This window comes from Nocardia sp. AB354 (genome assembly GCF_049538315.1).
In the GTDB taxonomy this organism is placed as follows: domain Bacteria; phylum Actinomycetota; class Actinomycetes; order Mycobacteriales; family Mycobacteriaceae; genus Nocardia; species Nocardia nova.
The window spans coordinates 101,121-125,667 of sequence record NZ_JBMVFU010000006.1 but is presented as its reverse complement, the minus strand read 5'-3'; the positions used below and the strand labels follow the sequence as shown (position 1 = coordinate 125,667).

General features: G+C 69.1%; 20 protein-coding genes. 10 read left to right on the top strand and 10 right to left on the bottom strand.

Features of this window, described 5'->3' with window-relative positions:
* Nucleotides 1-17 precede the first annotated feature (17 nt).
* On the bottom strand, nt 18-929 hold the full coding sequence (locus ACPCUW_RS10960) for a TIGR03564 family F420-dependent LLM class oxidoreductase (protein ID WP_063015506.1): 912 nt from the start codon (nt 927-929) through the stop codon (nt 18-20).
* Nucleotides 930-1,099: 170 nt separating this feature from the next.
* Between ACPCUW_RS10960 and ACPCUW_RS10955 the strand changes: the two genes are divergently transcribed.
* Nucleotides 1,100-3,382: a LuxR C-terminal-related transcriptional regulator gene (locus ACPCUW_RS10955; RefSeq protein ID WP_423424603.1), complete on the top strand. Its 2,283-nt coding sequence runs from the start codon at nt 1,100-1,102 to the stop codon at nt 3,380-3,382.
* 135 nt (nt 3,383-3,517) lie between these two features.
* Here ACPCUW_RS10955 and ACPCUW_RS10950 read toward each other — a convergent pair whose 3' ends face one another.
* The gene (locus tag ACPCUW_RS10950) at nt 3,518-3,859 is read right to left on the bottom strand and encodes an alpha/beta fold hydrolase (RefSeq protein WP_305778998.1); all 342 of its coding nucleotides are present in this window, start codon (nt 3,857-3,859) and stop codon (nt 3,518-3,520) included.
* Nucleotides 3,859-5,022 (bottom strand): 3-hydroxy-9,10-secoandrosta-1,3,5(10)-triene-9,17-dione monooxygenase oxygenase subunit, encoded by a 1,164-nt coding sequence (gene hsaA, locus ACPCUW_RS10945; protein ID WP_305778999.1) that lies wholly within the window; start codon nt 5,020-5,022, stop codon nt 3,859-3,861. Before hsaA ends, ACPCUW_RS10950 begins: the two co-directional genes overlap by 1 nt.
* A gap of 272 nt (nt 5,023-5,294) precedes the next feature.
* Between hsaA and ACPCUW_RS10940 the strand changes: the two genes are divergently transcribed.
* The 3 genes from ACPCUW_RS10940 (at nt 5,295) to ACPCUW_RS10930 (ending at nt 10,287) form a co-directional block, all read left to right on the top strand.
* Entirely contained in the window at nt 5,295-7,712 is a 2,418-nt protein-coding gene (locus ACPCUW_RS10940) for a PEP-utilizing enzyme (RefSeq protein WP_423424602.1), read from the top strand.
* A gap of 93 nt (nt 7,713-7,805) precedes the next feature.
* A complete protein-coding gene (locus ACPCUW_RS10935; protein WP_423424600.1) occupies nt 7,806-8,738 on the top strand; it encodes a tyrosine-protein phosphatase in 933 nt (310 codons plus the stop codon).
* A 73-nt stretch (nt 8,739-8,811) separates the two neighbouring features.
* Nucleotides 8,812-10,287, top strand: a complete 1,476-nt coding sequence (locus ACPCUW_RS10930) for an FAD-dependent oxidoreductase (protein WP_423424599.1) — start codon at nt 8,812-8,814, stop codon at nt 10,285-10,287.
* Nucleotides 10,288-10,325: 38 nt separating this feature from the next.
* Here the strand turns inward: ACPCUW_RS10930 and ACPCUW_RS10925 are convergent, their stop codons facing one another.
* Nucleotides 10,326-11,348: a GlxA family transcriptional regulator gene (locus tag ACPCUW_RS10925; protein ID WP_305779003.1), complete on the bottom strand. Its 1,023-nt coding sequence runs from the start codon at nt 11,346-11,348 to the stop codon at nt 10,326-10,328.
* A gap of 71 nt (nt 11,349-11,419) precedes the next feature.
* On the opposite strand from ACPCUW_RS10925, the gene ACPCUW_RS10920 reads away from it, so the two are divergent.
* From ACPCUW_RS10920 to ACPCUW_RS10910, 3 genes are all read left to right on the top strand, one after another.
* Nucleotides 11,420-12,808, top strand: coding sequence for an MFS transporter (locus tag ACPCUW_RS10920; protein WP_423424597.1), 1,389 nt, complete (start codon nt 11,420-11,422; stop codon nt 12,806-12,808).
* Between the two features lie 60 nt (nt 12,809-12,868).
* A complete protein-coding gene (locus tag ACPCUW_RS10915; RefSeq protein WP_423424595.1) occupies nt 12,869-13,852 on the top strand; it encodes a GlxA family transcriptional regulator in 984 nt (327 codons plus the stop codon).
* A 120-nt stretch (nt 13,853-13,972) separates the two neighbouring features.
* Nucleotides 13,973-14,224, top strand: a complete 252-nt coding sequence (locus ACPCUW_RS10910) for a cold-shock protein (RefSeq protein ID WP_305779006.1) — start codon at nt 13,973-13,975, stop codon at nt 14,222-14,224.
* Here ACPCUW_RS10910 and ACPCUW_RS10905 read toward each other — a convergent pair.
* Entirely contained in the window at nt 14,221-14,670 is a 450-nt protein-coding gene (locus ACPCUW_RS10905) for a thioredoxin family protein (protein WP_423424594.1), read from the bottom strand. The genes ACPCUW_RS10910 and ACPCUW_RS10905 overlap by 4 nt on opposite strands.
* Nucleotides 14,671-14,796: 126 nt before the next feature.
* Here ACPCUW_RS10905 and ACPCUW_RS10900 point away from each other — a divergent pair, with 126 nt between their 5' ends.
* Nucleotides 14,797-14,982, top strand: a complete 186-nt coding sequence (locus tag ACPCUW_RS10900; protein WP_063015500.1) for a hypothetical protein — start codon at nt 14,797-14,799, stop codon at nt 14,980-14,982.
* Nucleotides 14,983-14,988: 6 nt separating this feature from the next.
* Here the strand turns inward: ACPCUW_RS10900 and ACPCUW_RS10895 are convergent, their stop codons facing one another.
* Nucleotides 14,989-15,795: a tyrosine-protein phosphatase gene (locus ACPCUW_RS10895; RefSeq protein WP_423424592.1), complete on the bottom strand. Its 807-nt coding sequence runs from the start codon at nt 15,793-15,795 to the stop codon at nt 14,989-14,991.
* A complete protein-coding gene (locus ACPCUW_RS10890) occupies nt 15,761-17,890 on the bottom strand; it encodes a pyruvate, phosphate dikinase (RefSeq protein ID WP_423424590.1) in 2,130 nt (709 codons plus the stop codon). The genes ACPCUW_RS10895 and ACPCUW_RS10890 overlap by 35 nt, the downstream gene beginning before the upstream one ends.
* 275 nt (nt 17,891-18,165) lie before the next feature.
* Between ACPCUW_RS10890 and ACPCUW_RS10885 the strand changes: the two genes are divergently transcribed.
* Nucleotides 18,166-19,899, top strand: a complete 1,734-nt coding sequence (locus ACPCUW_RS10885) for an AMP-binding protein (protein ID WP_423424589.1) — start codon at nt 18,166-18,168, stop codon at nt 19,897-19,899.
* 44 nt (nt 19,900-19,943) lie between these two features.
* Here the strand turns inward: ACPCUW_RS10885 and ACPCUW_RS10880 are convergent, their stop codons facing one another.
* Genes ACPCUW_RS10880 through kstD form a run of 3 tightly spaced genes read right to left on the bottom strand, consistent with a single transcriptional unit; the run spans nt 19,944 to nt 23,262 of the window.
* The gene (locus tag ACPCUW_RS10880) at nt 19,944-20,765 is read right to left on the bottom strand and encodes an SDR family NAD(P)-dependent oxidoreductase (RefSeq protein WP_305779010.1); all 822 of its coding nucleotides are present in this window, start codon (nt 20,763-20,765) and stop codon (nt 19,944-19,946) included.
* A 17-nt stretch (nt 20,766-20,782) separates the two neighbouring features.
* On the bottom strand, nt 20,783-21,514 hold the full coding sequence (locus tag ACPCUW_RS10875) for a glucose 1-dehydrogenase (RefSeq protein ID WP_423424587.1): 732 nt from the start codon (nt 21,512-21,514) through the stop codon (nt 20,783-20,785).
* Between the two features lie 2 nt (nt 21,515-21,516).
* Entirely contained in the window at nt 21,517-23,262 is a 1,746-nt protein-coding gene (gene kstD, locus ACPCUW_RS10870; RefSeq protein WP_423424586.1) for a 3-oxosteroid 1-dehydrogenase, read from the bottom strand.
* A gap of 153 nt (nt 23,263-23,415) precedes the next feature.
* Between kstD and ACPCUW_RS10865 the strand changes: the two genes are divergently transcribed.
* Nucleotides 23,416-24,543 (top strand): LLM class flavin-dependent oxidoreductase, encoded by a 1,128-nt coding sequence (locus ACPCUW_RS10865; protein WP_423424585.1) that lies wholly within the window; start codon nt 23,416-23,418, stop codon nt 24,541-24,543.
* Nucleotides 24,544-24,547 lie beyond the last annotated feature (4 nt).

Here is a 24,547-nt window from a genome sequence, read left to right as displayed (position 1 = left end):
CGGCGTGCTACCGTCGCTCAGTCCGCCAGCTGGGTGAGCAACTTGCGGGTGCGCTCGGCGGCCTGGCCGCCGACGAAGGGCGCGGCCACGAATTCCGTGGCACCGGCGGCGAACACCTTCTCGATGCGGGCGGCGACCTGCTCCTCGGTGCCGATGATCGCCAGATCGGCCGGCCCCTCGGCGCCCTCGCGATCCATCATGGCCCGATACGAGGGCAGCGAACCGTAGGCGGCGAAGACGGTCGCGGCCTTCTCCCGGCCGCGATCGATATCGTCGGTGACCAGCACCGGCAGCGAGCAGACCACCCGCGGCGCGGGCCGGCCGGCCTCGGCGGCAGCCGCGGTGATGGTCGGTGCGATGTGGTCGGCGATGGTCGCGGGGCCGGTCATCCACAGAACGGTGCCGTCGGTGCGGCGCGCGGCCAATTTCAGCATCTGGGTTCCCATCGCGGCCACGAGCACCGGGATCCGGCCGGTCTCCCCCGCGGTCAGGCCGAGGTTCGCGCTCAGGGTCTCGCCCTGGTACGACACCGGTTGTCCCTCGAGCAGCGGCCCGAGAATCGACAGGTACTCCTTCATGTGCCGGGCCGGGCGGCCGAAGTCGTAGCCGAACATGTTCTCGATGACGATCTGATGCGACAGCCCGATCCCCAGGGTGAGCCGTCCGCGACCGACGGCGAGCGCGGTGGTGGCGGCCTGCTGGGCCAGGGCGCCCGGGTGCCGCGGATAGGTCGGCACCACGGCCGTGCCGAGTTCGATATTCGGTACCTTGCTGCCGGCGACGGCGAGCGCGGTCAGCGCGTCGAGACCGAAGATGTGCGACAGCCACGCCGATTCGAAACCCTCGTCGGCCACCTGCTGCAGTTCGTCGGTCAGGCGCACGAGCGCATCCGGTCCGGTCTGTTCGCTGAGCATGATGCCGATCCGCACTGCGGGCCTCCTGGGGACGAGGGGTCTGTGGGTCCGCGGCCCCGACGGACCGCGGGTCGAATATCGGTTCGCCGTCTCAGCCTATTCCCGTTTCCGCCGTCCGCGGGCACGTGGGACCGACATCGCCGATGTGGTCCGCACGCGTTTCGATCACGATAGGGTTGGCGATCATGGCGCGGCGTGTCACCGGGAATCTTCCCGCCGAGGTCACCAGTTTCGTCGGCCGCCGCGACGAACTGGCCACCGCGAAACGGCTGCTGCCCGCGACCCGGGTGCTGACTCTGCTCGGCCCGGGCGGCGTGGGCAAGACGCGGCTGTCGCGACAGGTCGGCGCGGCGATGGCGCGCGCCTTCCCGGACGGGGTGTGGCTGGTCGAACTGGCCGATGTGCACGATCCCGATCTGGTCACCCTCAGCGTCGCCGAGGCGTTGGATCTGCGCGACGACACCACGGCGCCGCTGGACCGGCTCACCGAATTCCTCGCCAGCAAACGACTCCTGCTGATCCTGGACAACTGCGAACATCTCATCGACGCGTGCGCGACCCTGGTCTCCCATCTCGTCGCCGCCACCCCCGAGGTGCGGGTGCTGGCCACCAGCCGCGAGGTGCTGGGCATACCCGGTGAGCAGGTGATGCCGATTCCGCCGCTGTCGGTCGCCGACGTCGACAGCGATGCGATGCGGCTGCTGGTGGAGCGGGCGACCGCCGCGAATCCGGATTTCACCTTCACCCCCGCCAACCGCGACACCCTCGCCGCGATCTGCCAGCGCCTCGACGGCATCCCGCTGGCGCTGGAACTGGCGGCATTGCGGTTCCGGGTATTCACGCCCGAGCAGATTCGCGACCGGCTCGACGACACCATGGACCTGCTCAGCGCCGGACCACGCACCGCACCGCAGCGTCAGCAGACCATCGAGGGTGCGATCCGCTGGAGCTACGAACTGTGCACACCCGCGGAACAGCAGCTGTGGCAACAGTTGTCGGTCTTCGCCGGCGGTTTCGACATCGAGGCCGCCGAGGCCGTATGTCAGCTACCACCGGGGCCACAGGGACTGCTCGACGCGCTGACCGGTCTGGTCGACAAGTCGGTGCTGCGATTGCGCTACGACGCTGCCGCGCCGCGCTATTCGATGCTGGAACCGATCCGGCAGTTCGGCCAGGACCGCCTCGTCGCGCACGGTGACGAGCGCCGGGTGCGGGCCCGCCACCGCGACCACTACCGCGGGCTGGCCCTGCGCGGGCAGACCGCGTACTGGAGTTCCGACGATCTGGCGTGGTTCCGCGAATTGGCGCGCGAACACGCCAATCTGCGCTCGGCCCTGCAATTCTCGATGCTCGACGCACCGCAGCTGGCGATGGAGACCGCGACCGTGCTGCGCCCGTTCTGGGAGCACTACCGGTTCCTCTCCGAGGGGTATCGGTGGCTGACCGACGCCCTGGCCCGGAATCCGGAACCGAGCTGGGAACGAGCGCGCGCACTGTCGTCGGCGGCCTCGTTGGCGGCACTGCTGTCGGATCGGGAGTCGGCGGCGCGGCTGGCGAGCGAATGCGTCACCGTCGCCACCGATCTGGGCGCCTCCGACATCCTCGCCGAGGCGGAACTGGACGCGGCACTGATCGATTTCACCGACGCCGATACCGCGGGTGCGCTGCGCCGCTCCGAGGAGGCGATCCGGCTGGCCCGCGCCACCGAGCATCACGCCACCGAAATGGACAGTCTCGCTTTCGGTTTCATGTGCGCGACCCTGCTGGAGGAGCCCCGATCGACCGAGATGGCCCACGAATTCCAGGTGCTCACCCAGCGCTACGGCCCGCATATGCTGGGTGGGCTGGCGTTGTGGACGCTCGGCATCGATCAGTGGCGGCTCGGCGATCAGGACGCCGCCGACGACTACCTCGGACGCGCGATCGAGGAATTCGCGCTGTTCGACCGATGCGTATGGCTGGCTTCGGGTTTCGACGGCATGGCATGGTCGGCCGCCGCCCGTGGCGATATGGAACGGTCGGCGCGGCTGATGGGCGCGGCCGAGACGCTGCAGCGCAGTACGGTGCGCCTGGCCCATACGATCACCAGCGCGGTGGGTGAAAAGGTGCGCGACGAGGTGCGGAACGCGCTGGGCGACAGCGGTTTCCGCGCCGCCTATGACGCGGGGGCCGCGATGACACTACCGGCGGCGATCGATTTCGCCCTGGGCCGCGGGCCCGCCGCCGAGGAACCACCGGCCCCGCCCGCGCGCCCCACGCCCGTCGACACCGCGGCACTGTCGCTGCTCACCCGCAGGGAGAAGGATGTGGCCCGGCTCGTCGCCGCCGGGCACAGCAACAAACGCATCGCGGCCGATCTGGTGATCTCGGTGCGCACGGCCGAGACCCATGTCGAGCACATCCTGACCAAACTCGGCTTCACCTCACGGACCCAGATCGCGGGGTGGGCGCGCGATCACGGGTTGTAGCCCCGGCGCACGACGTGCGGCCGGCGCGGCCCGGAGACGACCGTGGCCGCCGCACCCTCGTGGGGTGCGGCGGCCACCGCAGCGTCAGCGCGAAAGGATCAGCGCGCGTTCACAATCCGTTCCGCAGGAAATCGATCACGGCGCGTCCGAACGGCCCATCGAATTGCCGAGCAGGTGCGCGGTGTCGATGCCGAGTTCGTCCAGCAGGCCCAGGACCGCGTCGACGGCGATCCGCAGATAGTTGCGGTCGTAGGTTTCGGGCCGTTCACTGGCGCCGAATCCCGGCTGATCCAGCACCAGGCAGCGGAAGTGCGGAGCCAGCGCCTCGAGATCGGCGCCGAAGTTGGCCCAGCCCGAGACACCGGCGCCGGAACCGTGCAACAGCACCAGCGGCGCACCGGAACCCGCCTCGTGATACCGCAGTTTCACGCCGTCGACGGTGACCCAGCGGGTGGTGTCCTCGGCAGTGAAACCCATCAGACCATCCGCTCCGTGACCTCGACACCCATCTCACCCTGACCGTACATCGCCAGCGCTCGCTCGACATCGTTGATCACGTGCGCGTTGCCGGCGTGGGCGTCGCGCCAGTTGCGTTCGATCACATTGGGTTTGCGGATCGAGTGGCCGCCGGAGTTCTCGAACAGCAGATCGATCGCGTAGATCGCGCGTTCGGTGCCGCGCACCTGATCGCGCCGGGTGCGCAACCGCAGCTCGTACGGAATCTCCTCGCCCGCTTCGGCATAGCGTAGCTGCTCGGTGATATTGCGTTCCTGCTGCAGGATGGCCGCGTCGATCTCCGAAGCGGCACGTGCGATCCGCACCTGGGCGAACGGATCCTCGGCCACCTTCTGCCCGCCGTAGGACAGCCGGACCCGCTCGCGCTGACGCCGCAGATGCGACTCGTAGGCGCCCTGCGCGGCGCCGATGATCGGCGCGGTGATGGTGTTGGAGAACACGCTGGCGAACGAAATCCGGTACAGCGCAGCGGTGTTCACCTCCTGCCCGGGGCCGACGAGCGCGGACTGATCGGCGGCGCTGTACGCGCGATACGCCGGGATGAAGGCCTTCTCGACGATGATGTCGTTACTTCCGGTGCCCGACAGGCCCGATACATGCCAGACGTCCTCGATGCGGTAGTCGGTGCGCGGCACCAGCACCGTCAGGTAATCGGCTCCGCCCTGATCGTTCGGCACCACCGCGCCCAGGAACGCCCAGTCGGCGTGATCGCAACCGGAGGAGAAACTCCACCGGCCACTCATCTCGAAGCCGCCGTCGACCGGAGTCAGCTTGCCGGTGGGCGCATACGACGAGGAGACCAGCGTGTCGGGATCCGCACCCCACACATCCTGCTGGGCGCGCGGGTCGAACAACGCCAGCTGCCAGGGATGCGCACCCAGCACCGAGGCCACCCACGCGCTCGACGGGCAGACGGTCGCGATCGCGCGAATCACCTCGTAGAAGGCGACCGGCGACTCCTCCGCACCGCCGAAGCGGCTCGGCTGCAACATCCGGAACACGCCCGCCTCGGTCAGCTCGCGGATCGTCTCGGCAGGCACCCGCCGCTCCTGCTCGGCCGTCACCGCCCGTTCCCCGATCGCCGGGAGCAGGTCCCGCACCCGATCGAGCACCTTGTTCGCCATTGCCGGTGTTCCTCCCTGCCTCTGCGCTGTCACGCACTGGGTCGATGCCTCGACGGTAGGGGCGGGCTGGAGTGGCGGGCCTGAGAAGTCCCGATCATCGGAATGCAGGAGCCGAGACCCCGCCGGAGCGAAGCGAAAGCCGAAACCCAACTCCACTCAGCGAAACGCCGCGCCCGCTGACCGGGACTTCGCGCGGGCACCCTGCAATCCACTCGTCATGGTGTGTGAACGGCGTCACGTTCGTGGGTGGCGCACGCGAGGAGGAAGAGTCGATGCGGGTCCTGATCACCGGAGTCACCACACCCACCGGTCGCGCGGTGGCGCGCATGCTGGCGGCCGCCGGGCACGACGTCGCCGGAGCGGACCGGGTTCGGCACCGGTATGTGGATCCGCGGATCGAGGTGCATATCGCCGATCCCGGCAGAGCCGGCGCCTACCGCGGCATCGTGGACGGCTGCGACGTGGTGCTGGACGTTTCGGACGGACCGGTCGCGGCGGTTGCCGCCGCGGCGCGGGAGGCGGGTGCCCGGCTGGTTGTGCTCGCCTCGCCCGGGCGGGAGAGCCTGGCGCGCACAGCCATTGCGGCCACCGGCGCGCGGGCGCTGCTGGTTCGTCCCGCCTTGGTGGCCGGTCGGCGCACCACCGAGGGAAGCCGCGCGGTGGTCCGGACACTGCTGAACGCGAGCGGCTCTCAGCGGATTCCGCTGGTGCACACCGACGACGTGGAACGCTTCCTCGTACTGGCTGCGATTTCCGATCGCATCGGCGCGGTGGACCTCGTTGCGCCCGAGCTTGTTTCCGGTTCACAGGCGCGGACGATGCTGCGGGAAGCCGGTCTGCGGATTCCGCCTCGCGTCCCGGGCACCGGCGGAGTTCGCCTGCGGGATCTCGACCCCGCTGCGGCACAGCATGATTGGGACTTCTGTTACGGCTGGACCGGCACCGAAGTGGTCGAGGACATGGCGCGTGGCCTGGTCGGCCGCCGCGCGCACGGCACCGGCTTCCGTGCCCGCCGCGGCGCGATCCCGCTGACCGACTATGTGATTCCCGCCCGCGCGAAAACTTCCGACGGGCATCCGCTGGAGGTGGCCGCGCCGCAGGGGCTGGAGGGCGAATTCGACGATCGCGTCGACCCGCGTATTCCCGTGCACACCGCCACCAACACCTCCGAGGCGCTGCCCGGCCCGATGAGCCCACTCACCATCGACCTGCAGGCGGGGGCCATCCGGCTCGCCAATGCCGCGATGGGTCACATGATCGCCCTCGAGGGCATCGCCCTCGAGCATTGGACCAGCCGCGTCACCTCGGTGCTCGGCCACCACATCTTCATCAACGCCTCGATCGGCGTCCTCGCCGCGGACAATATGCCGGGCTGGGACGAGGACAGCATCCGCCGCGACGTGTACGGCGCGATCCCGCCCGAGGTCCCGTTGCAGCCCCAGGGCCGTCCGCCGATGCCGACCGGACTGGGCAGCAGCTGGGGGACGGCCAAGGCCACCGGCCGGGTGCTGGCGACGGCACTGCGCTTCGGTACCACCACCGAAACGATCAACGCCGCCTCACACCGGGAGGCACTGTCCCGCAACGACATCGAGAAGCTGACCGACGCGCAGCTGCATGCGCGGGCACTGCTGTGGCGGGATCGGCTCAACCAGTCGTGGGCGGCGGCCTCCATCGGCGTCATGCTGGTCGGCGCCGCGACCGCCATGCACGCACGCGGCAAAGACGATCCGGACGTTCCGATCGACGTGAACCGCCTCGAATCGGCGCGACCGATGCTGGCGGTGGAACGGCTGGCCGCGGTCTGCCGCGCGGAACCCGCCGTGCACGAGGCCGCCCGGGCGGGCGACGTCGCCCTGGCCCGCAGCCGCTCGCCGCGCTTCGCGCAGGCCTTGGACGCCGAGCTGGCGGTAGTCGGCCATCGCGGGCCGGGCGAATGCGAATTCCTCAACCCGACCTTCGGCGACCGCCCCGAGTTGCTGGTCACCGCCGCGGCCCGGGCCGCGCAACTCCCGGCGCCGAAGCGCGACGCGGTCGCCGAGCCGACCGCCCGCACCGCGCGGATGGCCGTCGGCGCCACGGTCTCGCGGGAACGTGTCCGCGATGCGGTGGTGCGGTATACGAACTGCCTGCGCATGGCGGCCCGTGAGCTGGCTGCGCGCCTGGTCGACCGGCACGAACTCAACAATGTCGACGACGCCTGGTTCCTCACGCTCGACGAATTGCTTTGGGCCCCGGCGAATCTGAAGGATCGCGTGGCACGCCGACGCGAAGAGCGGGTGCGGCTGCAGGCGGTGCGGATGCCGGATCTGGTGGTCGGCCGCTGGGAACCGCAGCCGGTCTCGGGTGCGCTCGCCGTCGGCGAGAGCCTCACCGGCACCGGAGTGAGCGCCGGTGTCGTGGAGGGCACGGTGAAACTGGTGCTGAGCTCCGACGACGACATCGAGCCCGGCGACATCCTGGTCGCCTCTGTCACCGATACCGGCCATACCGCGATGTTCGCCTACGCCGCCGCGGTGGTCACCGATATCGGCGGCTCGGCCTCGCATGCGGCCATCGTGGCCCGCGAGTTCGGCATTCCGTGCGTGGTGGACACCAAGACCGCCAGCACGGGTCTGTCCGACGGTCAGCGGGTTCGGGTCGACGGCGCCGCCGGAACCGTGACGCTACTGGCCGACGCCGACGCCTGAGGCTCGCCGAAACGACGCCGCGCGAACGAATCCCGCGGCTCAGGACGTGGTCCGTCGTCGATCCGGCGGACCTCGAGGAAAGGAACACCACCCGTGCCGATTTCGCATGTCCTGCGGGGGTCGGTGGCCGGTTTGGCCGCCGCGCTCATCGCCGTCCTCCCCGCCGCGACCACCCCGGCGTTCGCCGCGCCGCCACTGGTCCACACCGCGCCGGCCACCTCGGATCAGCAACAGTCCCTGGGCATTTCCGCACCCAACGCCCGCGATATCGGTGGCTATCCGACGCAGCACGGAGGCGGGAAGATTCGGTTCGGCCTGGTCTACCGCTCCGACGCGCTCAACCGGCTGACTCCGGCGGATCAGCAGAAGCTGGCCTCGCTGCAGATCGGCAAGGCCATCGACTTCCGCAGCCCGAACGAGATGAAGGCCGCCCCGGATCAGCTGCCGTCGTCGATCCCCTACAGCGCGCAGTCGGTCTGGGATCCGAACAACGATTTCTATCTCATGGTGTCGAGCATCATCGCCGGCGGACCGCAGGTGCAGCAGGACAAGCTCGGCGACGGGAAGGCCGCGCAGATCATGCGCGACTACTACCGCTGGCTGGTCACCGACGGTTCGGCCCGGGCGCAGTTCGCTTCGGCGCTGAAGGAGATCGCGAACTCCCCGAATGCGGTGCTCTACCATTGCACCTCCGGTAAGGACCGCACCGGCTGGATGACCGCGATCCTGATGTCGGCGCTGGATGTGCCCAAGGGCCAGATCTACAAGGACTACCTGGCGTCCAACGACTATCTGGCCGCGAGCAACAAGGCACAGATGGATGCGCTGGTGCAGCGGGGTCTGGTCACCGATCCGTCGCTGTTCGAACCGATTCTGGGTGTCCAGGCCGATTATCTGGACGCCTCCTTCGACCAGGTCCAGCAGTCCTACGGCTCCTTCGATCGGTTCCTGTCCGACGGCTTGGGCGTGGACTCGGCGACGGTCGACGCCCTGAAGGCCAAGTTGCTGGACAAGCCGGGCCGCTGAGCCCACCCGCACCCGACCACCGGCACGCCGCGCTCACCGTCGAGCGCGGCGTGCCGCCGAGGAGAGGCAGACCATGCCGGTTCACGCGGTGACGCCACGATCGTCGACCGAGATCACCCGCTACGACCTGGACACCGACGTGCTGGTCGTCGGATACGGATGCGCCGGTGCCGCAGCGGCATTCGAAGCCGCGCGCACGGGAGCGCGGGTCCTGGTGCTCGATCGCGCGGGCGGTCCGGGCGGCTCGTCGGCGATGTCGGGCGGTGAGATCTACCTCGGCGGGGGCACCCCGATCCAAATCGCCTGCGGCTTCGACGACACCCCGGCCGATATGGCCGCCTACCTGACCGCCGCCCTCGGCCCCGGCGCCGACACCGCGAAGATCGCCGACTACTGCGAGCACAGTGTCGAGCATTTCCACTGGCTGGTCGACCGCGGCGTGCCGTTCGCACCGTCGCTCTGGGATGCCCCGGCGTGGGTGCCGCCCACCGACGACGGCCTGATGTGGCTCGGCGAGAACAGCTGGCCCTTCACCGAGATCGCCCGTCCCGCCCCGCGCGGGCATCGGCCCACCGCCAACGACTTCGGCGGTCGCCTGCTGATGCAATGCCTCAGCGCGGCGACCGAATCGGCCGGTGTGACATCCCTTTTCGACACCGCCGCCACCGCGCTGATTCTCGCCGGCGACGGCACGGTCACCGGCGTGGTCGCCCGGCAGTACGGCCGCGAACTGACGATTCGAGTCCGGCGCGGATGTGTCCTCACCACCGGCGGATTCGTCGACAACGACGAGATGCTCGCCGCGCACGCCCCGCTGCTGCTCGGCCATACCAAGGTCAGCGCCGGTACCGACGACGGCAGCGGCATCCGCATGGCGCAGGCCGCGGGTGCGGCGGTGCGGCACATGTCGACGGGGCAGGTGGGGATTTCCCTGATTCCCGGACTGGCAGCGCGCGGAATCGTGGTGAACGACAAGGGACAGCGCTTCGTCAACGAGGACACCTATCCGGGCCGCATCGGCCAGGCGGCGCTGTTCACGCAGGGTATGCGGGTGTGGGTGGTGGTCGACGAGGAAGCATTCGAGGCCGTGCCGGAAGAACAACGCTGGGGTGTGCAGCCGACCCATCTGGCCGAAACCGCCGACGAACTCGGCGCCGCGATGGATCTGCCGCCAGGCGCATTGGCGGCCACACTGTGCCGCTACAACGAATTCGCCGCCGCCGGAACGGATCCCGACCAGCACAAGGCGGCGCGGTGGTTACGTCCGCTGCGCGCCCCGCTGGCGGCCATCGATGTGCGCGCCGGCATTCGCCCGCCCGCCGAAGCCGGCGACCGCCGCGGCACCGGCGCCTCGGTGTTCACGCTCGGCGGTTTGCACACCGACAGGCACGGCCGGGTCCTGGATATCGATGGCGCCGTCATGCCCGGACTGTTCGCCGCCGGCCGCGCGGCGGTCAATCTGCACGGGCAGGGATATATCAGCGGGACGTCGCTCGGTGACGGGACGTTCTTCGGCCGCCGCGCGGGAATTGCCGCGGCGCAGGGTTAGTCACGATCATCGGACCCCTGCGCCGCCGGCGCACCGGTCTACGCCTGTTGCGCCGCCACGACCACCTCGTGCCGATTGCTCCGGTGCGACCGACGGTATTCGCTCGGTGACACACCCACCTCACGCCCGAAGTGGGCGCGCAGATTCGCGGCACTGCCCAGGCCACAGCGCTCGGCCACCACGTCGACGGCGAGGTCGGTGGTTTCCAGCAATTCTCGCGCTCGGATGATGCGCTGGGTGAGCAGCCAGCGCAGCGGGGTCGTGCCCAGTTCGGCATGAAATCGCCGGGCCAGGGTGCGCTCGCTGAGTCCGCTGTGCCGGGCCAGGTCACCGACGGTCAGTACGGTGTCGAGCCGGGTGAGCGCCCACTGCAGGGTCGCGGCCACGCCCGGATCGGCCGCGTCGACCGGCACCGGATTCCGCAGATACTGCGCCTGCCCGCCCGCGCGGTGCGGCGGCACCACCAGTCCGCGCGCGGCGGCATTGGCGACGCGGGAGCCGAGGTCCTTGCGGATCAGGTGGATACACAGATCCATCCCGGCCATGGTTCCCGCGCTGGTGAGAATCTGCCCGTCGTCGATGTAGAGCACGCTCGCGTCGACATCGAGGTGCGGATACCGTTCCAGCAGGGCCGGGACATGCTTCCAGTGTGTGGTCATGCGACGCCCGTCGAGCAGACCGGCCGCCGCGAGAACGAAAGCGCCCGAACACAATGCGGCGATGCGCGCTCCCGCCTCGTAGGCCGCGCGCACGGCCGCCACCAATTCGGCGGGTGGCTCCGCGCACACGTTCGGGGTGGCAGGGACGACCACGGTGTCGGCCGCGATCAGATCGTCGTAGTCGTAATCGGTCAGCGTGACGAACGGATCGCGCAGCGTCGCATGCCGGGTGCCGCGGGGGCCGCACATGCGCAGTCGATACCACTGCTCGGCGTCGACCCCGGGCGGCGGTTCGAAGAACACCTGGTACGGGATCGCGACCTCGAACACCGGCTGACCCGGCGCCACCGCGACCGCCACTGTTCCGGCGTGCCCGGATTCGCGCATCACCTCGGCAGTCATGTCGGAAATCTAGCGCATGTTGGCGAATCTGCCACTCGATCCGATGGTTCTTCGACTGAATAGTTGCATACATGACAATTACGGCCAATGTTCGCGCGGATACGCCGATCACCCGATCGCCGCGGCGGTGGCGGATTCTTGCGGTGGCGAGCGTCGCGCAATTTCTCGCGATTCTCGACCTCTTCGCAGTCACCGTCGCCTTCCCGACCCTGCAGACCTCCTTCGCCGGCGCCTCTCCGAACACCGTGTCGTGGGTGCTCAACGCCTACACGATCGTGATGGCCGCACTGCTGGTCCCCGCGGGCCGTCTGGCCGACGACACCGGCCGCCGACGTGGATTCCTCATCGGGATGACACTTTTCGGCGTGGCCTCGATCGGCTGCGCGGTCGCGCCGACACTGGTGGTGTTGATCGCCGCGCGGGTCGTGCAGGCCGCGGCGGCGGCGCTGCTGGTTCCGACCGGCCTCGGACTCGTGTTGCCCTCCTTCGACGTTCGTGAACATCCGACGGTGATGGGGATCTGGACCGCGATCGCCGCGGCGGGCGCCAGTAGCGGCCCGGTGATCGGCGGTCTGCTGCTCGAATGGGGGTGGCGGTGGATCTTCTGGCTGAACGTGCCGATCACGATGGCGGCGCTCGCTGTCGGATGGCGGGTACTGCCCGACATCCGGGCGCGGGTGCGGCGCCGGCTCGACCTGCTCGGCGCCGCACTGATTCTCGGCGCCACCGCGGCACTGACCACCGTCTTCGTCCAGGCGGCGGCGTGGGGCTACGGGTCGGCGGCCACGGTCGCGACACTGGCCGGAGCGGTCGCACTCGCGGCGGTCTTCACCTACCACGTGCGACACCATCCCGATCCGGTGGTGAGCCCTGCTGTGTTGCGGCACAGCATGTTTCGCATCGCCACCCTCGGCGTGTTCTGCTACTACCTGGCCTTCGCGGCCCTCTTGCTCTCGGGCACCCTGTATCTCAACGCTCAGTGGCACTACTCCGAACTGGGAGCCAGCCTGGGGATCGCACCGATTCCGATCAGCTGCCTGCTGGTGTCACCACTGTCCGGCCGCCTCGTCGCTCGCATCGGCGCCCGTGCCTCCGCCGCGCTGGGTGGGCTCGCCATCGCGGCGGGCGCGGGGTGGTGGATCGCTCTGAGCGGTTGCGGCGCTTCGTATCCGCTGGTCTTCCTGCCGGGAGCCGTGCTCGCGGGCGTCAGTACGGCCCTGTTGCAACCGCCGCTGTTCGGCGCCTCGTCGTTGCTGCCGCCGGATCAACTGTCCCTGGGGTCGGGCACGTTGATGATGGCGCGCCAGACCGCGTCGGCACTCGGCGTCGCCGTGCTGACCGCGATCCTCACCCGCACCGCGGGCTACGACCTCGCCGATTTCCGCGCCGGCTGGCTCTATATGGCGGCGATGGGATTGCTGGCCGCGGCAGCGGGGTGGGCGTTCCGTCCGCGCACATGACCGGATCCGACAGTGATCCGTCGTTGCGATCGCCACGGGGCAACCCAGAGGATGGGAGGCATGTCATCGAAGCATCGTGTGGTTATCGCGGCCTTTCCGGACGTGGATCTGCTCGACGTCACCGGACCGGCGGAGGTGTTCGCACTAGCCAATCGGGAGAGCGGCGGTAGCGCCGACTACGAGGTGTTACTGGCCGGGCCGGAGGTAGGTGTGGTGCGCACCTCGGCCGGCATCCGGCTGGTCACCGATCTGGCCTTCGACGACATCGACTCGGGCGTGGACACTCTCATCGTGCCGGGCGCGGTGGATCCGGCGCCGTCCGGCCCGATCGCCCGCGTCGACGACGAGGTGGTTCGCTGGCTGCGCGAGGTCGCGCCGCGCACCGGCCGGATCGCCTCGGTCTGTGTGGGTGCGCATCTGCTGGCGGCCGCCGGACTGCTGGACGGGAAGACGGCCACCACCCATTGGTCGACGGCCGGACAGCTGGCCGCGGACCATCCGGCGGTCGTGGTGGATCCGGATCCGATCTTCGTGCACTCGGGCCGGGTGTGGACCGGCGCCGGAATCAGTGCCTGCCTGGATCTCGCCATGGCGCTGGTCGCCGACGACCACGGCGAGGACCTGGCGTTGTCGGTGGCCCGCCAACTCGTCGTCTACCTGCGCCGGCAGGGCGGCCAGAGTCAGTTCAGCGTGCCGCTGAGCCGTCCGGCGCCGGCCCGCCGCGATATCGAACAACTGCGTACCTACATCGCGGAAAATCTCGACGCCGATCTGTCCGCCGCCGCACTGGCGAGCCGAATGTGCCTGAGCGAGCGGCATTTCGCGCGGGTATTCCGGCAGGAGATGGGGCTCACCGTGGCCGCCTACGTCGAAGCCGCGCGCGTAGAGTCGGCCCGGCGGTTGCTGGAAACCAGCGACTTCCCGCTATCGCGCGTAGCCCGGTCCGCCGGACTGGGTTCGGTGGAGACCCTGCACCGGGCGTTCCTGCGACGGCTGGGCACCAACCCCGGCGCGTACCGCCGGCGGTTCCGCACCTCCGCCTGACTCCCCTGCGACGACCGGACCGGGCCCCGCCCGGCCCGGCGCTACGTCCTGCCCGAAAAGGCCTGTCCTCCAAGGAAAGAAGGTAGTCATGACCGCCGTCGCGACTGACATCATGGACCGATGGCGATCGGAACCGTGAAATTCTTCCGTCCGGAGAAGGGCTGGGGCGCGATCGCCGCGGCGGAACTCCCGGACGGCTGCGACGCCTGGGTGCACTTCAGCGCGATCGAGGGCGAGGGCTTTCGAGAGCTGGCCGCGGGCGATCGCGTGGAATTCGACTACGAGTCCGCACAGCAGGACAGCTTTCGATACCGGGCCACACGGGTGCGGCGCATCGACATGGACGGTCAACGCAGGTCAGCGGAGGGTTAGCCTGGGTTCAGACCCGGCCAGCCGTAGTGCGGGCGACCGGTGGCGGCGCCGGCGCGGGCCATCGGCGGGGTGGGTGCGGGGACGGCCGGGGTCCGGGCGCCGAGTTGCCGGCGCATCTCGTCCATGTCGAGCCAGCGGATCTGCTGGATGACCTCTTCCAGTTGGGCGGCGGTCCGGAAGCCCGGATCGGAGTAGACGAGCAGGCCCTCGCGGAAGGCGACGAGGGTCGGCAGGCTGCTGATCTGGGCCGCGGCGGTGAGGGCCTGCTCCGCCTCGGTGTCGACGGTGGCGTGCACGATCTCCGGGTGCGCGGCCGCGGATTCGGCGAAGATCGGGGCGAAGCGGGTACACCAGCCGCACCAGGAGGCCCAGAAGTCGACGAGCACGATCGCATGGCTCGCGATCACCTGCTCGAAGTTCTGCTGGGTCAACGGTTGGGTGGGCATGGGTTCCTCCCGGCGTCGGCCATCGTCGATTCCGGATTCTCCCATGGATCGCCGGTCACAGCAGGGTTCGAGCCGGCGGCTCATCGAGCGCTGTCGGACGGCGGCCCGGCTGAGTATCGTGGAGTCATGGGTATGGGCGACCACCCGCAACGAACACCGCTCTACGGCGTGGTGCTGCTGTTGGGCGTTCTGTTCCTGGGTATCTGGGTGCACGAGCTGCCGTATGTCGGCCTGCAGGTCCTGGCCTACATCCTGCTCATCATGATTGCCGCACCCGCCTTCGTGATGACCTTCCGCGACTATTCGCGGTGAGGGCCTTCACCACCCGGTGACCAGAGCGGCTCGCAACATCGTCAGCTCCTCGGCCGTCAGCCCGTGCTCGCGCAGCCAGCGGGCGGCACCCCCGTGGTCGCGGCGCAGGTCGTCGAGGAACCGCAGCATCACGGCCGCTTCGACAGCCAGGATCCCGGTGCTCGTCGGCGGCAGCCCGGCATAGGAGTTCAGCGCGTCGAGCCGGTTGCGGACCCGCGTCATCCGTTCGTTGGTGAGGGCGTAGTCCGCGGCGATCACCTCCGGCGCCACCCCGACCGCATCGAGCAGTACCGCCGCCAATACTCCGGTGCGGTCCTTACCTGCCGCGCAATGGAATACGACCGCCTGCCGGTCGGCATCGGCGACCAGCCGCGCCGCGGCGACGATCTCCTCCGGACTGCCGGCGAGCAGCTGTCCGTACAGCTGCGCCAGATCCACGCGGGTCTTGTCCGGCACCAGATCCCGTGCGGCGAGCGAGGATTGCGCCGATTTGCGGACCGGCAGGTTCACCTTCGCGATCGGCGCGGTGGCCAGGAGGCCGTAGCCTTCCCGCTCCACCTCGTCGGGTAGCCGCAGGTCGATCAGGGTGCGCATCCCGACCGAGACCAGGAGCAACGCCACATCCGCCTCGGTCGCCTGCTGCAGGGTGCTCGACCGCAGCGCCACGCCGAATCGCGTCGTACCGCCGCCGACCGGCAGCCCGCCGAGATCGCGGACGTTGTCGATTTCCTCGAAGTCGACCCAGCGCCGGGTCGCGCCGAATTCCCGGGCGATCGGATTACTCGGCACGGCCGGCCGCCGCTTCGTCGGCACGGCTGAGTCCGCACAACCCGATCAGATCTTCGTGCAGTTCGAACCACACGGTGTGATAGCTGTCCATGATCGGCCGCGCCACCCAGGCGTGGTCACCGTCGGCGATCCGCTCGACGGCCGTCTCCAGCCGCTCGCGGTACCGGGCCAGCCGCGGCGCGATCGATCCCAGCCGCTCGGCCAGCGGCCGCACCCGGGTGTGCAGGTCGGTGAGCCGGTCCAGCACCGCCGCATCGTATTCGGCGTCGCCGTGGTCGTTGGGGGTGGCCGCGTCCTTCATCTGCCATGCGGTCACGATCTGCTTCAGCTCGGCGTTGAGCACGCAGAAGTCCTCGTAGGCGGCGGTCATGGCGGCGGTGTCGACCCCGCCGCGTTCGGCGGTCAGCAACTCGGCCAGGCGATTTCGCCCATCGGGTGTCAACCGCACACCTGCGGGCGTGTCGGCGCACAAACCGCCGGCCACCAGATCCGAGCAGCGCGCGCTCACCTCGTCCGCGTCGCCGCCCAGGCTCGCGGCCACCGCGCCACCACGCACCCGGCCCTTCACCCCGATCAGCCGCAGCAGTTCCAGTTCACTCACGGTTCGGACAACAGCTTCTGCCACAACGACTTCCGCGTCACGGGCGAGCGTCCCCGCGAGTTCCTCGGGTGCCACATTCGCCCATTCAGCGAGCCTGCGCACATCGTGGAGGACCGCGCCGTCCACATCTCCACCGGCGACCTCGCCCGCCCACACCACGCCGGCGCCGCCGTCGACGGTGACAGTGCGCCCCGCGAGCGCGTCCACGACACCCGGGCCGCATCCGACGACACACGGCCGCCCGAGTTCCCGGCTCACCAGTGCCGCATGCGAGGTGGTACCACCCAGTTCGGTGACCACCGCACGGGCCGCGATCATGCCGGGCAGATCATCGGGACTGGTCGTCGGCCGGACGAGGACGACGTTCTCCCCCGCCGCCGCACGCGCCTCGGCCTCGTCGGGATCGGTGACCGCGACACCGAAAGCCAAACCGGGACAGGCCGATTCGCCGCGAGCCAGCGCTTCGCCCACATCGGCCGCCGCGGTCGCGGGCTGCAGGACGACGCGAATCTGGTCGGCCCCGACCCGCTGCAGTGCCTCCTCCGGGGTGATCAGCCCTTCCTCCGCCATCGCGACCGCGGCCCGCACCGCCGCCCGCGCCGAACGCTTCGCCGGACGCGACTGCAGCATCCACAGCGTGCCCGATTCCACGGTGAATTCGATGTCCTGGATATCGCGCCCGTCGCGTTCGAGCAGGTCCGCGGCGGCGATCAGCCGGTCGTGCACCTGTGGCTGGGTGGCGGCGAGGTCGCTCAGCGGCCGCGGCGTGGTGCGGCCGGACACCACATCCTCGCCCTGCCCACCGACCAGCCATTCCCCGTAGGCCGGCCCGTCGCCGGTGTTCGGGTTGCGGCTGAACAGCACGCCCGTGCCGGACGCGTCGTCGAGGTTGCCGAACACCATCGCCTGCACGGTGACCGCCGTGCCGAGGTCGTCGGACACGCCGCGGTTGCGTCGATACGCCTTGGCGCGCATCGAATCCCACGACCGGAACACCGCGGTGATCGCCGCGCGCAGCTGTTCCCACGGGTCCGCCGGCACCACACCCTCGGGCGTCTGCAGCACCGTCTCGCGATATTGCGCCCGGAAGCGCCGATGCGTGTCGGCGGCATAGCCGGCGCTGCCGGTCGCCGCGGCGAGCGCCTGTTCGACGCCGTCGTTGATGCCGAGGTTGAGAACGGTGTCCATCATGCCGGGCATGCTCACGGCCGCGCCCGAGCGCACGGATACCAGTAGCGGTCGGCGGATCGAGCCGAAGGTGCGGCCGGTGCCGTGTTCGAGCATGGCGACGCCGTCGCAGACCGCCCGCCAGATGTCGTCGGCGATCGCGCCCCGCTCGGTGAAATCACGCCACGCGTCGGTGGTGAGCACGAATGCCGGGGGCACCGGCAGCCCGAGCCCGCTCATGTGGTTGATACTCCAGGCCTTGCCGCCTATCCGGTCCCGCGACAACGGGCAGTTGCCGTCCAGTCCGACGACGGTCTCGGATCGTTGGGCCAGCTCCGCACCCGCGGTCATGTCACTCCTTCGGTCCATCCATCGAGGCATCGAACCCCCTGCCGCCCCGGTCATCCTTCGAGAGTGCCGCCGACCGGCTCGGGCCAGTAGCGATGGTCCCGCTCAGCGGATGCCGGACCCGCCGGTGCGCGCGCGATACCACTGACCGGGACTCGTGGTGTGCGAATGGTCTGCGCGGCACCTGCCTGCGGCACCATGGGCCGTGGACCGCCCGACCGGCGGCCGGCGAGGTGTGTTCGACAGGGTATATCCGGACAGCGATGGTGTGCGAAGAGATGACGGCGGAGCCGGAATTTCCGACAGCGTGGACGACGATCCCGGCTCTGGTATCCGAACAGGCACGCCGGAACGGGTCGACCGTCGCGATCGTCGAGGGCCGAACCCGCCTCACCTACGCCGAACTCCATGCCGAGGCGTCGCGGGTGACCCGTGCGGCGATGGCCTGCGGCGTGGCCGCCGGGGATCGCGTCGCGATCTGGGCGCCCAACCGTGCGCGCTGGATCGTGACGGCACTGGGCCTGCTCGGCGCGGGGGCCACCCTGGTCCCGATCGGCACCCGGCTGCGCGGACCGGAAGCGGCGGACATTCTGCGCCGCACCCGATGCCGTGGGCTGTTCACGGTGCGCGGATTTCTGGGAATCGACTATCCGAGCCTGCTCACGGATCAGGGCGTTCTGCCGGACCTGGATTTCACGGTCCTGCTGTCCGACACGCGCACGACGGACAGCACCGGCGCCGCGACCGAGATCGCCTACTCCCGCCGCACAGCGGCGGATCGACAGACAGCCGACGATGTGCTCGCATCCGCCGGAGCATCGGGGTCGCGTCAGGACTGGGCCGGAACCGGTGCCCAGTCGTCCCCGGCCGGGCGCCGGTCGGGCAGCGCACCGACCGGCTGGCCGGAGTTCCTGGCCGGAGCCGAGCGAATCCCGTTGTCGGACGCGCGGTCCCGCACCGACGCGGTATCTGCGGAAGCACTCTCCGACATTCTGTTCACCTCCGGCACGACCGGCACGCCCAAGGGAGTCCTGACGACCCATCGGCAAACCCTGGCCGTGCTGGATCGGTGGGCGAGCGCGGTCACCTTGCGCCACGGTGATCGCTGCCTGCTGGTCAATCCGTTCTCGCACACCTTCGGATACAAGGCGGGCATCGTCGCCTGCCTGTTGCGGGCGGCCACCATGTTTCCGGTGGCGGTGTTCGATCCACGATCCGCGGCGGATCTCATGACAGCCGAGCGAATCACCGTACTCGCCGGCCCGCCGACGGTGTTCACCGATCTGCTCGCCGTGGAGCGGTCCTACCCGGAGCTGCGACTGGCCGGCACCGGCGGCACGGCGATCCCGGCGGAGCTGATCGCCCGGATGCGCGCCGACCTTGGCGCCGATCAGGTGTTCACCGCCTACGGTCTCACCGAATCCGTCGGCGTGGTCGCGGTCTGCCCGCCCGGCACGGATATCGAGCGCACCGCCCACACCGTGGGTAAAGCTCTGCCGGGCAGCGAAATTCGCATCCTGGGTACCGATGGTCGCGAGGTGCCGGTCGGTACGCCGGGCCGGATCGTGGTGCGCGGCCCGAATGTGATGGACGGATATCTCGACGACGCGGACGCCACTGCCGCCGCGGTCGATCCGCGGGGCTGGCTGCATACCGGTGACGTCGGCGCTCTCGACTCCGACGGTTATCTGCGGGTCACCGATCGGCTCGAGGATATGTTCATCGTCGGCGGTTTCAACGTCTCTCCGGCCGAGGTCGAACAGACGTTGCGCGGCTTTCCGGGGATCGCCGAGGTCGCGGTCGTCGGCGTACCCGACGAGCGCCTCGGAGAGGTCGGCGCCGCCTTCGTGGTGCCCGCCGGGACGGCGCCGTTCGACGCGGACGATCTGCTCGCGTGGTGTCGCACCCGGTTGGCCGGATACAAGATTCCGCGCACGGTGCGGATCCTCGACCGGTTGCCTCGCACTCCCGCGGGAAAGGTGCACAAGCGCCGATTACGTTGCGCGCAATGATGTTCGCGGCCGGGCCGGTGATCGCCGGCCCGGCCGCGAGTGGGCTACTTGCCGACTTCGTTGCGCATCTGCGCGGTGAGGATCTTCTGATATCCGGAACCGAAGATCCGCGGCAGCAGGTCGATCATCCGGGCGTCGTTGCCGATCAGCACCTTCGCCTTGTCCTTGCGAATGCCGTCGACGATCGCCTTGGCGGCCTGCTCCGGACTGGTCTTGGCGAGCCGGTCGAAGTTGGCGGCCAGCGCATCGCGGTCCCGGGTGGCGCCCGCGCGCGCCTTCCACGCGATCTCGGTCCGAATCATGCCGGGATGGACACAGCTCACCGCGACGTTGTGCCCGGCGATCTTCATCTCCTGGCGCAACGCGTCGGTGAAGCCCCGGATCGCGAACTTCGTCGCGTTGTAGGCACCCTGGGTCGGGCACGCGGCCAGGCCGAACATACTCGACACATTGACGATCGCGCCGTCACCGGACGCGATCACGTGCGGAAGAAAGGCTTTCGTCCCGTAGGCCACGCCCCAGAAGTTGATGTTGACGATCCATTCGAAATCGTCCCAGCTGACCTCTTCGGTGCTGGCGGTCAGCGACACACCCGCGTTGTTGACCACGATGTTCACCCCACCGAAATCGCCGGCCACCTGGTCGGCGTGGGCGTACACCGCGGCCCGGTCGGTGACGTCGAGACGGTAGGCGCGAGCGTGTGCGCCCTTCTTCTCACACAGTGCGGCGGTCTCGGCGACATTGTCGATATTGCGGCCGGACAGGGCCAGGCGAGCGCCGTGGCCGGCCAGCTCCAATGCCACCGCACGGCCGATGCCGGCTCCGGCGCCGGTGATCACGGCGGTCTTACCTGCGAAATTCTTCACCGCGGAAATCCTTTGTGTCAGTGGGAGGTGAATCCGCCGTCGGCGACGAATTCCGAACCGGTGCTGTAACCGGACTCGTCGGAAATGAGGAACAGCACGAGATTCGCCAATTCCTCGGGGGTGCCGGGACGCGCCAGCGGCTGATCGTGGAACATCGAATTCGACCGCGCCGAATCGGTGGTCATTTCGGTCATCACCACACCCGGATGCACCGAGTTGACGCGAATTCCCATAGGGCCGAACTCTTGTGCCGCGGTTTTGGTCATGCCGCGCACCGCCCATTTGGAGGCGGTGTAACCGAGGATGTTGGAGAAGCCGATGATCCCGCCGACCGAGGAGATGTTCACGATCGACCCGCCACCGGCCCGCCGCATCGATCCGACAACGGCCTTCATACCCAGGAAGACACCGACCTGATTGACGTCGATCACCTTGCGGTAGTCGGCTTCGGCGAGGGTTTCGATCGGATCCACATGCACGATGCCGGCATTGTTGACCAGGCCCGCGACGGGCCCGAACGCCGCTTCCGCCTGCGCGACAACGTCGTTCCACGCGGCTTCGTCGGTCACGTCGTGGGCGAGGAACAGCGCCGCATCGCCCAGCCGTGCGGCGGTCTGCTTGCCCTCCTCCGCCAGCACATCGGTGATCACGACGGAGGCGCCTTCGGAAACGAGCCGCTGCGCGAACGCCGCGCCCATTCCCCGTGCCCCGCCGGTGACGATGACCGTTTTACCGTCGATCCTGCCCATGGTCACTCCTGTCCCGTGCGTGCGGCGGCCCTGCGGCCGTTGGTCGCCCGCTTCGACGCCGATGCGGCGGCCGCGGTCTGCGGTTCCCGCGCGTCGGCGAGATGGTTGGCGGCGATGTACCCGAAGACCATGGCGGGCCCGATCGTCGCGCCCGCGCCCGCGTAGTCGTTACCCATGACCGACGCCGAATTGTTGCCCGCGGCATACAAACCCGCGATCGGCGCGTTCTGTTCGTCGAGCACGCGGGCATATTCGTCGGTGCACAGCCCGCCCTTGGTGCCCAGGTCACCGGGCACCATTTCCACGGCGTAGAACGGCCCTCGCTCGAGCGGGGCCAGACAGGGATTCGGCTGCACGGTGGGATCGCCGTAATACCGGTCGTAGGCGGAATCGCCGCGACCGTAATCTTCGTCGCGCCCGCTGCGGGCGAAACCGTTGAAGCGCTGCACCGTGGCGGCCAACGTCGTCGCGGGAACGCCGATCTTGTTCGCCAGTTGCTCGAGCGTATCGGCCTGGGTGATGATTCCGGCGTCGAGATACTTCTGCGGAATCGGGCGCTTCGGGAAATTGCCCAGGAACAGATACCGGTCCCGGAAGGTCTGATCCATGATGAAGTACGCCGGGATGTGGTCCACCCCTGCGGCCTGCTGCTCGTACATGGTGTGCACGACATTCACATACGGCGCCGACTCGTTGACGAACCGTTGCCCGGCGTGATTGACCATGATGCCGCCGGGTTGCGCGCGTTCGGCCAGGCAGAAGAACGGCGGCCCCTCGGGGTTGCGCACCGAGGGCCCCCACCACGCGTCGTCCATGAGATCGACCGCGCCGCCCGCCTTCTGGCCCGCGACGATGCCCTCGCCGACGTTCTCGGTGGCGCCGACCGTCCAGTCGGTGGACTGCGGCCCGGAGATGTACTGCTTGCGCATCTCCAGGTTGTGTTCGAAACCGCCCGCCGCCAGCACCACGCCGCGACGCGCCTTGATCAGCACCGGAACGCCCTGGTGTTCGGCGCGCACCCCGACCACCGCGCCGGCCTCGGTGACCAGCTCGGTCAGCGGGGTGTTCAGCCACACCGGCACCCCGGCGTCGCGCAGTGACAGCCACAGCCGCGCGGCCAGGGCCTTGCCCAGGCTCAGCGGCAGCCGGCCGCGCAGCTTGTTCGCCACGGCCTGCGCCCCCACCTTCATCGCGGTGCGCTTACCCGCCCAGGTACGGGCGATCATGTTCAGATCGTGGAAGTCGCTGACGGTGAAGGCGATTCCCTTCGGCCCCGACATGGTGGGCTGGTTGATCTTGTGCAGATCACCACCGAGCAGCCGGCCGTCGATCGGAGCCGGTTCGATGCTGCGTCCCTGAGCCAGCCCGCCCGGGAATTCGGGGTGGTAGTCGGAGTAGCCGCGGTCGTAGACGAACTGCCAGTACTTGCTGCGCGCCCCGATGTAGCGCATCATCTCCGGCCCGTGATCGAGGAAGGCACGCTGCTTTTCCTCCGGAACGCGTTCGCCCACAACGGCTTTCAGATATGTCCGAGCCAGTTCGGGACTGTCCGGCACACCCGCGGCCTGCAACACCGGATTGTTCGGGATCCAGATACCGCCACCGGAGCGCGCGGTGGATCCGCCGAAGCTGCGGCTCTTCTCGATCAGCGTCACCGACAGCCCGCGATAGGCGGCGGTCAATGCCGCGGTCATACCGGCCGCGCCCGAGCCGACGACCACCACGTCGAAATCGAATTCCTGTGTCATCCGTCCTTCTTCCCCGTCGTTGCATTCGACGCTATGGCCGCTCGGCCGCGCCGACACGACGCGGTCCCGACCAGCGGGACTTCGGGCTGACCAGTGCGGGTCCGGAAAGGATTATTTCGATTAGGCATACTCGCGACGACAGGGAGCACGCGGATGAAGTTCTCGATGATCTTCGAAGCCCAGATGACCGATCCGACCGCCGAGCACGAGGCGCGGGTGCTGCGCGACTGTGTGGAGCAAGCCGTGCTGGCCGACGAGATGGGCTTCGACACCGTCTGGGCCGTCGAGCACCACGGGCTCAAGTGGTACGCGCATATGAGCGCCCCCGAGATCTTCCTGACCTGGGTGGCGGCCAAGACACAGCGCATCCGGATCGGCCACGGCGTGGTGTGCATGCCCTTCAACTTCAACCATCCGGTGCGCGCGGCCGAGCGTGCGGCGATGCTGGACGTGCTCTCCGGCGGCCGGCTGAATCTGGGCGCCGGGCGCGGTGCGACACCGGTCGAGACCTCCATGTGCGGGGTGGACCCGGCACGCACCTATGCCGAGGTCGAGGAGTCGCTGCGGATGATCGGCACCGCGTGGCAAGAACCCGAAGGCGACTTCGAGTATCACGGCGACCTGCTCGACATCGAGCCGCACGCGCTGCTGCCGCGTCCGGTGCAGCGTCCGCATCCGCCGCTGTTCATGGCATGCACCAAGAAAGACACCCTGAAGCTGGCCGCCGACTACGGAATCGGCGCTCTGGTACTGGGTTTCGCGGGTGTGGCGGAAATCGCGGAACTGCGCCGCACCTACGACGAGGCGATCGCGGCCCGCACCGGTGAGCGGTTCGTCTCGACGGTGACCAACGACCACTTCGCCGCCCTGTGCCCCACCATCGTGCTCGACGACCGGGAGCGGGCGCAGCAGATCGGCGCGCGCGGCCAGCGGTTCTTCGCGCAGTCGATCAAGCACTACTACGGCGCGGGCCCGGTGCCGGACGAGGCCGTCGATCCCACCGTGGACGAGGTGGCGCGGATCAAGGAGGCCGCCGACGAACACGTCGCCTACCTGCACGAGGCCAAGATTCCGGTGAAGGCGGGGTCGACCTCGGTGTTCAACGCCGACCACGCATACGGCAGCCCGGAGGACGCGATCGCCTACGTCGAACGCCTGCGCGATGCCGGCGCCGACGAGATCCTGTGCCTGATCCAGATGGGCACGGTGCCTCAGGAGGCATGCCTCGAGACGATCCGGCACTGGGGCGAAAAGGTCATCCCGCACTTCCGGAATCAGTGAACCC